11 protein-coding genes are annotated in these 12,024 nt (G+C 60.9%); 8 read left to right on the forward strand and 3 right to left on the reverse strand.

All coding sequences use genetic code 11. From position 1 onward, the window contains the following. Positions 1–240 precede the first annotated feature (240 nt). From FFH90_RS08260 to FFH90_RS08270, 3 genes are read right to left on the reverse strand one after another with little or no spacing between them, the layout of a single operon-like run. Positions 241–2,142 (reverse strand): ATP-binding protein, encoded by a 1,902-nt coding sequence (locus FFH90_RS08260; protein WP_111455164.1) that lies wholly within the window; start codon positions 2,140–2,142, stop codon positions 241–243. Next, a complete protein-coding gene (locus FFH90_RS08265) occupies positions 2,139–3,071 on the reverse strand; it encodes an ABC transporter substrate-binding protein (RefSeq protein WP_138866975.1) in 933 nt (310 codons plus the stop codon). The genes FFH90_RS08260 and FFH90_RS08265 overlap by 4 nt, the downstream gene beginning before the upstream one ends. A 1-nt stretch (position 3,072) precedes the next feature. Further along, a complete protein-coding gene (locus FFH90_RS08270) occupies positions 3,073–5,190 on the reverse strand; it encodes a TonB-dependent siderophore receptor (protein ID WP_138866976.1) in 2,118 nt (705 codons plus the stop codon). 196 nt (positions 5,191–5,386) lie between these two features. Here FFH90_RS08270 and FFH90_RS08275 point away from each other — a divergent pair, with 196 nt between their 5' ends. The 8 genes from FFH90_RS08275 to FFH90_RS08310 all read left to right on the forward strand — a co-directional run bounded on the left by FFH90_RS08275 (position 5,387) and on the right by FFH90_RS08310 (position 12,022). Next, on the forward strand, positions 5,387–6,409 hold the full coding sequence (locus FFH90_RS08275) for an NAD(P)H-dependent glycerol-3-phosphate dehydrogenase (protein WP_018926281.1): 1,023 nt from the start codon (positions 5,387–5,389) through the stop codon (positions 6,407–6,409). A gap of 35 nt (positions 6,410–6,444) precedes the next feature. Then, complete coding sequence (locus FFH90_RS08280) at positions 6,445–6,795, forward strand: DUF4389 domain-containing protein (RefSeq protein WP_018926280.1); 351 nt, start codon at positions 6,445–6,447, stop codon at positions 6,793–6,795. Beyond that, entirely contained in the window at positions 6,792–7,244 is a 453-nt protein-coding gene (gene sixA, locus FFH90_RS08285) for a phosphohistidine phosphatase SixA (protein ID WP_018926279.1), read from the forward strand. The genes FFH90_RS08280 and sixA overlap by 4 nt, the downstream gene beginning before the upstream one ends. 110 nt (positions 7,245–7,354) lie before the next feature. Next, on the forward strand, positions 7,355–9,022 hold the full coding sequence (locus FFH90_RS08290; RefSeq protein ID WP_138866977.1) for an AMP-binding protein: 1,668 nt from the start codon (positions 7,355–7,357) through the stop codon (positions 9,020–9,022). Between the two features lie 32 nt (positions 9,023–9,054). Next, complete coding sequence (locus tag FFH90_RS08295; RefSeq protein ID WP_018926277.1) at positions 9,055–9,498, forward strand: hotdog fold thioesterase; 444 nt, start codon at positions 9,055–9,057, stop codon at positions 9,496–9,498. A gap of 156 nt (positions 9,499–9,654) precedes the next feature. After that, on the forward strand, positions 9,655–10,461 hold the full coding sequence (locus FFH90_RS08300) for an alpha/beta fold hydrolase (RefSeq protein WP_138866978.1): 807 nt from the start codon (positions 9,655–9,657) through the stop codon (positions 10,459–10,461). Continuing rightward, positions 10,458–11,312 carry an alpha/beta hydrolase gene (locus tag FFH90_RS08305; protein ID WP_138866979.1) on the forward strand — a complete coding sequence of 285 codons (855 nt, stop codon included), beginning with the start codon at positions 10,458–10,460 and terminating at the stop codon, positions 11,310–11,312. Before FFH90_RS08300 ends, FFH90_RS08305 begins: the two co-directional genes overlap by 4 nt. 50 nt (positions 11,313–11,362) lie before the next feature. Further along, on the forward strand, positions 11,363–12,022 hold the full coding sequence (locus FFH90_RS08310) for a glutathione S-transferase family protein (protein WP_018926274.1): 660 nt from the start codon (positions 11,363–11,365) through the stop codon (positions 12,020–12,022). Positions 12,023–12,024: the final 2 nt, after the last annotated feature.

Here is a 12,024-nt window from a genome sequence, read left to right on the forward strand (position 1 = left end):
CTCCTCAATAGTCCATGCGGCAGGGGGGCGAATCTTCCCGGCCGATCGAAGCGTTCATGCCTCGAGTCAGCAGCCTACTCATAGACTATTGCGTTGTAGTGAAAGTCACAGTACCAAGGACATGAATGTACACTTGTGCACTGAAATTATTATTCAAGCCCCTTTTAGGGCCTGTTCGGGTGCCTAAGACTGCCGCACTTTCGTCTTTCACGCCAGTCGCAGATCGTCGAAAGGCCTGCACTACTGCACCCAACGCTGCAGAATTTGCTGCAGATCAGTGCGTTTAAAGGGCTTGGCCAGGTAATCGTTCATTCCCGCGGACAAACAGGCTTCACGATCGCCCTGCAAGGCGTTGGCCGTCAGGGCAATGATCGGCACGTCAGCGCAGCCGGGCAGTTGGCGAATCTGTCGGGTGGCCTCGTAGCCGTCAATGACCGGCAGTCGGCAATCCATCAGAATCGCTTCGAAAATCAGGCTCTCGGCGCTGCGCACCGCTTGTGCACCATCGGTGACGACGCTGACAGTAAAGCCCAGGCTGCGCAACATTGCTTCAATGACGGTGCGGTTGACCGGGTTGTCTTCCACCAGCAACACATTGCGACCTTCGCCGTGGCCATTGCCGGTATGTACTCGCGGCGTCAGCACCGGCAACGACTGCTTATACAGCGCCAAAGGAATTTCCAGGGTGAACACCGAGCCGACGCCTTCTTCGCTTTGAGCACGCAAGGTGCCGCCCATTCGTTCTGCCAGAGTGCGGGCAATCGGCAGCCCCAGCCCGGTGCCACCGTAACGTCTTGAAATAGTACTGTCGGCCTGCTGGAACGCGTTGAACATCAATTCCAGGCTTTCGGCCGGGATGCCGATCCCGCTGTCGCGCACGGTGCAGGTGAACCACAGCAATTCGTGATCCAGCGACTGCCACTGCGGTTCGATCGTGACGCGGCCCCGTTCGGTGAATTTCAGCGCATTGCCGACCAGGTTGACCAGGATCTGCCGGATCCGCGTCGGGTCGCCCTGAACCTGCAGGGCGCGCATGTCCTCGGGGATCTGCAGTTGCAGGTCAAGCCCACGTTGCACTGCGCCGTGCTGGAACGACTGGGCGCAACTGGTGATCAGGTCCGCGAGGTTGAATGCAATATGCTCCAGCTCCAGTTCCGAGCGTTCGATGCGCGAGAAGTCGAGAATGTCGTTGATCACTTTGAGCAGGTGTTCAGTCGATTCAGAAGCCAGCGCGGCGTACTCGATCTGTTCCTCGGTCATCGCGGTGGTTTCCAGCAGTTGCAGCATGCCCAGCACGCCATTCATCGGCGTGCGCAGCTCATGGCTCATCATCGCCAGGAAATCGGATTTGGCGTTGTTGGCCTTTTCCGCTTCCTCGCGGGTCTGGATCAATTGCGCCATGGCCTGATGCTGTTCGCGGCTGGCTTGTTCAAGGCCCTGGGCAAGGTTGTTGATGTGTTGTGACAGGGCGCCCAGTTCGGTGTCATCGACAATCGGCAGGGGCGTTTTGTAGTCGCCTTTCTGGATCGCCTTGACCGCATTGCCGATGTCATGGATCGGTTGCGACAGGCTGCTGGCCAGACGCCGAGCCAGCAGAAAGGTAAACAGCAGGGCGAACAGAGCCAGGATCCCGGCCTTGAACAGGATTTCCTGCTGGCGCTGGTTGAAGGCGTCATTGGACAGACCGACGATCACCCGGCCCAGGTAATCCTCTCCCGGCTTCGTGGGGGCGGTGCGGCTGTTCTGGAAGAAGTCATTGTTGAGCGCGATGCGTTGCAGCCGCACCGGTGCCTGGAACACTTCGACCTGGTGCGAACGATTGTGGGTTTCCGACGGTTGTTCGACGTACACCAGAACCCGGTTGGTGCGGTCCTGAACCTCCAGAAAACGCACATTGGGCGTGGCCAGGGTGGCTTTGAGCAAACTCTCGAGCACGTCGTTATTACCCGAGATCACCCCGTATTCGGTGGCCGGCGCCAGTTGGTTGGCGATCAGTTGACCGGTGTGGTTGAGTTCCTGGCGCAGGTCCTGGATTCGCACGAAGGTGAAAAAACTGATCAGCAGCAACGTCAGCAGCAGCGCCGGGCCGAGGCTGATGATCTGGGTACGGGTATTGATGTCCCAACCGCTATGGAAGGTCATGGGCGATGTTCTCCTTCGGCCAGCTGTGTTGCGACAGAGGCTTCATTCATCGGTTCAATGCTTAATGAACGAGCCACTTGCGGGTTGCTCAAGACCTTGAAGTGCTGCGGATAAAGGGTGCGCGACCAGGTGCTGGAGGGGCGGTCGAGCAGTTCGTCGAGAATCTTCAGCCAATCGCTCTGGTCGCTGTAGGTGCTGGCGAGGCTGCCCGCCCTGACGAAGGCGGCATTGGGACCGATCAGCGGCAGCTGCCGTGCATAGCTGCTGAGCAGCAGGTTTTTCACGGTTTTGGGGTTGTACAGATCAGGATCATCCAGGCCCAGCAGCACATCGCTGTTTTTCAGCAGGGCCTGCAACGGGCGACTGTCATTGGTGTTGTCCCAACGCTCGGTGACCACTTCAAGGCCCAGGGGCAGGGCTGCCTGATGCAGTTCCTTCAGCAGGAATTCGCTGTGGCTGTCGAACAGCACGCCGACCCGTCGAGCCTCGGGCAGGACGAGTCGGGTCAGGCGCAATTGTCGATCCAGCGGCGGATCGCTCCAGAGCAGGCTCAGGTGCGGTGGCGAAACATCGCCAAAGCGTTGGTGGGCTTGCAGACGGCTGATGCGCAGCACCAGCGTTGCCGGGCCTTGGGCGTCTTGCAGGCGCCAGTCGAGGCTTTGCAAGTCGAGCAGAATCAGGCGGGTGCTCGCAGGCAGTTGGCCGGGTGCCGGCAAGCTGGCGACCGGCTGGAAACGCACGCTGTCGGTGGGGCGCAACTCGCTCAGGGCCTGGACGAAAGACTGCACGCCAGGGCTGTCGTCGGCGCCGGTCAGCAGAATGTCGGCGGCCCGGGCCGGCAGATTGCACAGCAGCCCGGCAAACACCAGGCACAGCCCGGCCAGCAGGCGGCCAAGGGTTGGCGTCTTCCGTGGCAGGCAATACGGCATCTTAAAACTCCAGCTCCGCGCTGAAGTAGAGCACCCGGCGTTCGTCGTAGTTGTTGTCGACGAAAGTGGTGGGCTGATTGTCGAGGCGTTGCTGGAGGATCCCGGCCAGCTCCAGATTGGCCTTGCCCAAGCCGATACGTTTGGCGAGGCGGGTGTCGACCCGTTCGAAGCGGTAACCGTTGAGGGCGTCGGCGCCATAGTAGAAGAGCGCGCTGTTCCAGCCCTGGCCCCAGTTGCGCAGCCAACCGGCGGAGCCGCTGTTGCGCGCCGTTTGTTGTGCATCCAGCGGGTTGCTCGCCTCGGCATCGACATAGGCGTACGTCAGGCGCAGACGATCGGTGCTGCTGACGCGCCAGTCCAGTTGGGTTTCCGTCCCTGAGAATCGTGAGCTGTTCGAGTTGCTGGCAATGTACTGATTGTTGCGCAGCGGTTCGCTGATCATGCCGTTGATTTCGTCGTAGAACAGCTTCACATCGACCGTCAGCCCCCAGTCTGTGAAGTAGCCGTTGTAGCCCAATTCCCGGGAACGCATGCGTTCCTGTTCGAGGTCACCCGGGCCACGGGTCCTGACGAAATAGCGGGCGCTGGTCTGGCCATAGGCACTGGGTTGCAGGTTGGTCACCTGGTAACTCCAGTTGACGCTGTTCTCGAACATGTCCGGCGAGCGGACGGCTTCCGAATACACCGCGCGCAAACCGTGGCGCGGGTTGATCAGATAGTTGACCGCCAGTCGCGGGGTCAGTGAACTGCCGGTCAATTGCGTGTCTTCGAACATCGCCCCGCCTTGCAGCAACCAGTGCTCGGTGGCGCGCCACTCGAGTTGGCCGAACGCCCGCCAGGTGGTGTCGTCGAGCGTGCCATTGAAGTAGGTCTCGGAATCGGCCCGGTCGTAACGATAGTTCATGCCGCTGACCAGCCGCAGCGTGTCGGACAGGCTGAGGGTGTCTTGCAGTTCGAGGTCGTAGCGCGACTCTCGGGCACTCTGGTCGATGTCGCCGCACAGCGTTTTGTTCGCGCCGTTTCGCCATTGCGCCAGAACCTGATTGGCCAGGTCTTGTTCTGCCGCTGTACCGGGGGGCGCGCCGGTGAAACGAGCGATGTTGCGCGCCAGGCGTTCGGTGTAATTGGGATTGAGGTGCCAAAGTTGGGTCAGCTCCGGGCTGAACGAGATCTCGGCATCGCAGGCACGCCAAGTCTGCTGACGATCCCAGTGTTGCGCCGAGCCTTGAATATAAAGGCTGTGATCAGGGTTGATGTCCAGGTTCCAGCGCAGCGAGCCGGCGTAGTCCTTGGCGATGACGTCGGAATTATTCCCAGCGGCGGTAATCCCTGAGAACACCGGGCGGTAGGTATAGGGCCGCTGGTTGGTCCCGTCCTTGGCGTTCAGTTGCCAATCGATGCTCTGATTCTCATTGAGCGTCTGGCTGACGGCGAGGCTGAAGCGATTCAAACGACGGTTGTCGCGATAATCGGCGCCGGTGCGGTCCGAGTCGAACCCATCGTCTTGTTGGCCGGACAGTGACAGGCGCAAGTCGCCGCTGTCCCAGCCCATACCCTGGCTGGCGTAGAAATCGTTGATGCCGCGTTGGCCTCGGGTGATTTTCAGCCGCGTGCCGTGGCTGTCGGCCGGTTTGCGGGTGATGATATTGACCACCGCCATCAGCGCGTTGGCGCCGTAGCTGACGGTGTTCGGGCCACGGAAAACCTCGATGCGCTCGATGTCTTCCATGGCCACCGGAATATCACTCCAGTCCACCGTGGCCAGGCCCGCGCGGTACACCGAGCGGCCGTCGATCAGCACTTGCATGCGCCGCGCTTCGCTGGCGTTGGTGCCGTGGTAGTTCACCGCTGCCTGGTTGCCGCTGATATTGCCGACCATCATCCCCGGTACCAGCCGCAGCAACTCGCTGATGTCCCGCGCGCCGCTGGCGTTGATCAGTTCGCTGTCGATCACCGTCATGCTGCCCGGCACGGCCGCCGGCGACTGCTTCAGGCGCGTCGCGGTGAGCACTTGCGGCAACGGATCGTTGTCCAGGAACAGGTCGTCGGCCAGCAATGGCGAGCTGAACATCAGCGCCAGTACCAGTGGCGAGCGAGGAGAGGGAGAGCCAAAAGACACGGCACGGCCTTGATAGCGATTAATTGGCGCGCATGTTAACCGAGCGCAATGACTTTTCCAGTCACGTTGTGGGCATTTTCCTCGGTTTTCTTGGTCTTCTTCCTACAAGTGCCGGTAATTGATGTCGGGGCTGGCCGCGACTGGGCCGCTCCGTATAATGCGGGCATCGCCACTGGTATGGATTAACGGATTGCATATGACTGAACAGCGCCCAATTGCGGTCCTGGGAGGCGGAAGTTTTGGTACCGCCGTGGCTAATCTGCTGGCCGAGAACGGGCATCAGGTGCGACTGTGGATGCGTGACCCCGAGCAGGCCGAGGCTATTCGGGTCAATCGCGAGAACCCGCGTTACCTCAAAGGCATCAAGATTCTTCCGGCGGTGGAGGCAGTCACAGACCTGCAAGCCACGCTGGAAGCCTGCGACCTGTGCTTCGTCGCGTTGCCCTCCAGCGCGCTGCGCTCGGTGCTGGCGCCTTACGCTCAGCTTTTGAGCGGCAAAATGCTGGTGAGCCTGACCAAAGGCATCGAAGCCCATACGTTCAAGCTGATGAGCCAGATTCTTGAAGACATCGCCCCGCAAGCGCGCATCGGCGTGCTGTCGGGGCCGAACCTGGCCCGTGAAATCGCCGAACACGCGCTGACCGCCACGGTGGTTGCCAGCGAAGACGAAGACCTTTGCCAGCAGGTCCAGGCCGCGCTGCATGGCCGGACCTTTCGCGTATACGCCAGCGCCGACCGCTTTGGCGTGGAGCTGGGCGGGGCGCTGAAAAACGTTTACGCCATCATCGCCGGCATGGCGGTGGCGTTGGGCATGGGCGAAAACACCAAGAGCATGCTGATTACCCGGGCACTGGCGGAAATGACCCGCTTCGCGGTCAGTCAGGGTGCCAACCCGATGACGTTCCTGGGGCTGGCGGGCGTCGGCGATTTGATCGTCACCTGCTCATCGCCGAAAAGCCGCAATTATCAGGTCGGGTTTGCCCTCGGCCAGGGCTTGAGCCTGGAGGACGCGGTGACGCGTCTGGGCGAAGTGGCCGAAGGCGTGAATACCCTCAAGGTGCTCAAGGCCAAGGCTCAGGAAGTAGGTGTATATATGCCGCTGGTCGCCGGATTGCACGCGATTCTGTTCGAAGGGCGCACGCTTGATCAGGTGATCGGGTTGTTGATGCGTGGCGAACCGAAAACCGATGTGGACTTTATTTCCCCCAGTGGTTTCTAAGCACTTAACCGATACGAGCAGGGAGCGAGACAGACATGAACGATCCGAAAGTAGAAGAAGGCAAGTACGAATCCATCCTGCTGCGGGTGCTGTGGATGATTGTCTATGTGCTGGTCTGGCAAGTGGCGCAATTGATCCTCGGCGCAGTGGTGCTGGTGCAGCTGATCTATCGTTTGATATATGGCGCACCGAGCGCCAGCCTGATGAATTTCGGCGACAGCCTGAGCCAGTTTCTGGCGCAGATCGGTCGTTTCGGCAGCTTTCACAGCGACCAGAAGCCCTGGCCGTTCGCCGACTGGCCAGCGCCGCGTACACCGGAAGGTGAAGCCCCGCACGTTGTGGCGCCGGCGCCGCATCCGGCCCGAGATGAGGAACCGAAACTATGAAACTCTGGGTATTGCGTCATGGTGAAGCCGAACCTCACGGTACCCGTCCGGACTCCGAGCGGGCCCTGACCGATAAGGGGCGCAAAGAGGTGAAGCGCATCGCGGCCAAATTGAAGGGCAAACACCTGACTGCCATTTATGCCAGCCCTTACCTGCGAGCGCAGGAGACCGCAATGCTGGTGCGTAAGGAGCTGGGTTTTGCACCGGAGATTCGCACCGTCGAATGGCTGACGCCCGACAATAATCCGCAAGCAGTGGCGGAGCAGTTGGTTTCCGTGGATCACGCACTGCTGGTCAGCCACAACCCGCTGGTCGGTAACCTGCTGGGCTATTTGCAGCATGGTCACGTGCAAGACCCGGAGCGGGTCGGCACCGCCGGACTGGCGGAGCTTGAGGGCGATGAACTGCTGGTCGGGGCGATGAAGCTCAACGGCATCAAAACCCCGTAACCGGCTCCCACTGGACCGGTGTCGTTGCTGATTTTTGTGTGAAATAGTCAACCAAGCACTTGCTTGGTTGACTACGCTTGCTCCAGACCAGAAATATGGGAGCAAGTCGCATGTCTGCTGCTTTTCGTTTGCCACTGGACGTCTTCTACGAGCGCGAAGCCCGTCATCCACGCCAGCGCTTTCTGGTTCAGCCGACAGGGGGTGGCCAGGTCGAGACGCTGACCTGGGCCGACGTCGGTCATCAGGCGCGCTGTGCCGCCCACTGGCTGCGGGCTCGCGAATTGCCGCAAGGCAGCCACATCGCATTGATCTCGAAAAACTGTGCCCACTGGATCATCGCCGACCTGGCGATCTGGATGGCCGGGCATGTCTCGGTGCCGCTGTACCCCAATCTGACCGCCGAATCCGTGGCTCAGGTGCTTGATCATTCTGAAGCTGCACTGGCGTTCATCGGCAAGCTGGATGACTGGCCGGGCATGTCCGTCGGGATTAGGCCTGACCTGCCGACCATCAGCCTGCCGCTGTGCCCGGTGGGCACTTTCAATTTCAGCTGGGCCGACCTGCAACGCAGCTCACCGATTCAGGACGACCCCAAGCCCGCCGCCGATCAACTGGCGACCATCATTTACACCTCTGGCACCACGGGCCAGCCCAAAGGCGTGATGCACAGTTTCGGCACGCTGGGATTTGCCACCACCCATGGCACCCGGTTGTTTGGCCTGAATGAGTCGGATCGCCTGCTGTCCTACCTGCCGCTGTGCCATGTCGCCGAGCGGATGTTCGTCGAGCTGGCAGCGATCTACACCGGGCAAACGGTGTTTTTCGCCGAGAGCCTCGACACCTTCCTCACCGATTTGCAGCGTGCCCGACCGACCGCGCTGTTCGGCGTGCCACGCATCTGGACCAAATTCCAGATGGGCGTGTACGGCAAGATCCCGGCAAAACGCCTCGACTTCCTGCTCGGCCTGCCTTTCATCGGCAAACGGGTAGGGCACAAAGTCCTCGCCGGGCTGGGGCTGGACGCTTTGCGCATCGCCTTGTCCGGCGCGGCGCCAGTGCCGCAGACCTTGTTGGATTGGTATCGAAAACTGGGGCTGGACGTGCTGGAGGTGTATGGCATGACCGAAAGCTGCGGTTACTCCCACATCGGCCTGCCCGGTCAAAACAAACCCGGCTGGATCGGCAAGCCATGCCCGGAGGTCGAAGTACGGGTTGAGCCATCAGGTGAAGTGCTGGTGCGCAGCGGCGCGACCATGCTCGGCTATTTCAAGGAGCCTTTGAAAACCGCCGAAACCCTCACCGAGGACGGCTTCCTGCGCACCGGTGACAAGGGCGAGGAAGACGCCGAGGGCAACCTGCGCCTGACCGGGCGCCTGAAGGAAATCTTCAAGACCAGCAAAGGCAAATACGTGGCCCCGGCGCCGATCGAGAATCGTCTGGCGGTGCATTCACGGATCGAACAAGTGTGCGTGGTCGGCGATGGCTTGAGCGCGCCACTGGGGTTGTGCGTGTTGTCGGCGGTCGGTCAGCAGGACGCCAGCGGGACGGCGAGGGCGGGTTTGCATTCAAGCCTGGAACAACTGCTGGAGGAGGTCAACGGCGTCCTCGACCGGCATGAACGCTTGCATCGGCTGGTGGTGGTCAAGGACAGTTGGGCGGTGGAAAACGGCTTCCTGACACCGACCCTGAAGATCAAGCGCAACATGATTGAAGCGGCTTACGGTGCGCGCTTCGAAGAATGGAGCGCGCGCAGCGAGGCGGTGCTGTGGCAGGATTGAGTCACGAACAACACCAACAAAGGAACGCAACGATGAGTCTGTGGCGCACCACTCCCAACATCGAGCAGTTGAACGCTATCCAGAAAAACACCATAGGCGAAGTGCTGGATATTCGCTTTGAAGCCTTCGATGACGAGTCCCTGACCGCGAGCATGGTCATCGACCACCGTACGCACCAGCCTTATGGCTTGCTGCACGGCGGCGCCTCGGTGGTGCTGGCCGAAACCGTTGGCTCGATGGCCAGTTTCCTGTGCATCGACGCCAGCAAGTTTTATTGCGTGGGCCTGGAAATCAACGCCAACCATTTGCGCGGTCTGCGCAGCGGGCGGGTGACGGCGGTGGCCAAGGCGATTCACATCGGGCGCACCACCCATGTCTGGGATATTCGCTTGACCAGTGATGAGGGCAAGGCCAGTTGTGTGTCGCGCCTGACCATGGCGGTGGTGCCGTTGGGGGAGAAACCGCCGGCGCGATGAGTTTCGACATGTTCTGTGTAGCAAGGCGAGGGGCATTCTTGCTCCCCCGCCATAGCCCTGACCCGACTGTCATCATTCCTGTCAGTTACGGTCATTGCTGTGGGACGCCGTCTTACGGACAATCAACGTCTGTTTTTCGCACATGGATCTGCCGGTATGTCGCAACAGATATTTTTCGCCCACGCCAATGGCTTTCCTTCGGGGACCTACAGCAAGTTGTTCGCGGCGCTGGCGCCCGAGTACCAGGTGGCGCATCTGGAGCAGCACGCCCATGACCCGCGTTTTCCGGCGGACGATAACTGGAACAATCTGGTGGATGAGCTGATTCATCACCTCAAGCAACAGCCGGAACCGGTCTGGGGCGTCGGCCACTCTTTCGGCGGCGTGCTGCACCTGCACGCCGCGTTGCGTTGCCCTGAGTTGTATCGCGGCGTGGTCATGCTCGATTCACCGGTGTTGACCCGCACCGATCAATGGGTAATCCGTGCCGCCAAACGCTTCGGTTTTATCGATCGCCTGACCCCGGCCGGTCGCACGTTGGGGCGACGGGAAGAGTTCGCCGATCTGGAGGCGGCCCGTCTGTATTTCGCCGGTAAAACCCTGTTTCGCGGTTTCGACCCGGAATGCTTCGAAGCCTATCTTCAACATGGTTTGCAAAAGGTCGGCGACAAGCTGCGCCTGCGTTTCGACCCGGCCACGGAAATCAGCATCTACCGCGGCGTACCGCACACCAGCCCTGGCCGCGCGCGGCAGTTGAAAGTGCCGCTGGCAGTAGTTCGCGGGCACAAGAGCCGCGTGGTGATGCGTCATCACGCCCGATCCGTCGGGCGCATGCCTCTGGGCGAGTCCTTGACCCTGCCCGGCGGCCACATGTTTCCCCTCGAACGTCCACAAGACACGGCCACGCTGCTGAAGAATCTGTTCAGTCGCTGGGACGGTCGCCGCCAACAGGATTGCGCATGAATAGCGTCGTCGAAGAAGTTCGCCTGAGCCTGCCGCATATCGAGTTGGCGGCGCACCTGTTCGGTCCCGAGGACGGCTTGCCGGTGATGGCCTTGCACGGCTGGCTGGACAACGCCAACAGCTTTGCCCGGCTGGCGCCGAAGCTCAAAGGCTTGCGCATCATCGCGCTGGACATGGCCGGGCACGGTCACTCGGGGCACCGGCCGAACGGCGCCGGTTATGCGCTGTGGGACTACGCCCACGACGTCCTGCAAGTGGCCGAGCAGTTGGGATGGAAACGTTTTGCGCTGCTGGGGCATTCCCTGGGGGCGATCGTCTCGCTGGTGCTGGCCGGGTCGTTGCCGGAGCGGGTGACTCACCTGGCGTTGATCGACGGCATCATTCCTCCTACAGACAAAGGCGAAAACGCCGCCGAACGCATGGGCATGGCCCTGCAGGCGCAGCTGGATCTGCGGGAAAAACGCAAACCGGTCTACAACACCCTCGACCGGGCCATCGAAGCGCGCATGAAAGGCTTGGTGGCGGTCAGTCGCGAAGCCGCCGAACTGCTGGCCCAGCGCGGCTTGATGCCGGTGCCGGGCGGTTATACCTGGCGTACCGACAACCGCCTGACGCTACCGTCGCCGCTGCGTCTGACCACTGAGCAGGCGATGGCTTTCGTCCAGCGCGTCAGTTGTCCTGCACACCTGGTGGTCGCGGCTGACGGCATGCTCGCCAAACATCCCGAGTTGCTGGAACGTCTACCCTTTAGCCATGAACAGTTGCCTGGCGGCCATCACTTGCACCTCAATGACGAACCCGGTGCCGGTCTTGTCGCAGACTGTTTCAATCGGTTCTTCGCCGTTCCTTGACTTGCGTCGGGCAACTGTCGAGGCTGGGCGGGTTGAAATGGGAGACAACCATGATAGATCTGTACACCGCAGCGACCCCGAATGGCCACAAGGTCTCTATCGTGCTCGAGGAACTCGGCCTGCCCTACACGGTGCATGCCTTGAGTTTCGACAAAAAGGAACAGAAGTCCGAGGAGTTCCTCAAGATCAACCCCAATGGCCGGATTCCGGCGATTGTCGACCGCGCCAATGGCGATTTCGCCGTGTTCGAGTCCGGCGCGATTCTGATTTACCTCGCCGAGATGACCGGCAAACTGCTGCCCCAGGATCCGAAAGGGCGCTCGGTGGTGTTGCAGTGGCTGATGTTCCAGATGGGCGGCATCGGCCCGATGCAGGGCCAGGCCAACGTATTTTTCCGCTACTTCCCGGAAAAGCTCCAGGGCGCCATCGATCGCTATCAACATGAAACCCGACGCTTGTATGAAGTGCTAGACACGCGTCTGCAAACCGTGGAATTCCTGGCGGGCGAGTACAGCATCGCCGATATCGCGACCTTTCCGTGGGTCCGTGGCCATGACTGGTCCGGTGTCTCGGTGGACGGCTTGCCTGCCTTGCAACGCTGGCTGGCCGCCATGGAAGCACGCCCTGCGGTGCAGCGTGGTTTGCGGGTGCCGGAGCGCATCGATGATGCCAGTGTCATCAAGGGTGCCCAGGCCATGTTGATCCGATGAAC

It is taken from the genome of Pseudomonas sp. ATCC 43928, from assembly GCF_005938665.2.
GTDB lineage: Bacteria > Pseudomonadota > Gammaproteobacteria > Pseudomonadales > Pseudomonadaceae > Aquipseudomonas.

Bases quoted from the DNA above. Each gene is read 5' to 3' on its own strand.
- FFH90_RS08310 (WP_018926274.1), top strand. From the start codon at position 11,363: ATGATAGATCTGTACACCGCAGCGACCCCGAATGGCCACAAGGTCTCT.
- FFH90_RS08300 (WP_138866978.1), top strand. From the start codon at position 9,655: ATGTCGCAACAGATATTTTTCGCCCACGCCAATGGCTTTCCTTCGGGG.
- FFH90_RS08295 (WP_018926277.1), top strand. From the start codon at position 9,055: ATGAGTCTGTGGCGCACCACTCCCAACATCGAGCAGTTGAACGCTATC.
- FFH90_RS08305 (WP_138866979.1), top strand. From the start codon at position 10,458: ATGAATAGCGTCGTCGAAGAAGTTCGCCTGAGCCTGCCGCATATCGAG.
- FFH90_RS08280 (WP_018926280.1), top strand. From the start codon at position 6,445: ATGAACGATCCGAAAGTAGAAGAAGGCAAGTACGAATCCATCCTGCTG.
- sixA (WP_018926279.1), top strand. From the start codon at position 6,792: ATGAAACTCTGGGTATTGCGTCATGGTGAAGCCGAACCTCACGGTACC.
- FFH90_RS08265 (WP_138866975.1), bottom strand. From the start codon at position 3,071: ATGCCGTATTGCCTGCCACGGAAGACGCCAACCCTTGGCCGCCTGCTG.
- FFH90_RS08290 (WP_138866977.1), top strand. From the start codon at position 7,355: ATGTCTGCTGCTTTTCGTTTGCCACTGGACGTCTTCTACGAGCGCGAA.
- FFH90_RS08260 (WP_111455164.1), bottom strand. From the start codon at position 2,142: ATGACCTTCCATAGCGGTTGGGACATCAATACCCGTACCCAGATCATC.
- FFH90_RS08275 (WP_018926281.1), top strand. From the start codon at position 5,387: ATGACTGAACAGCGCCCAATTGCGGTCCTGGGAGGCGGAAGTTTTGGT.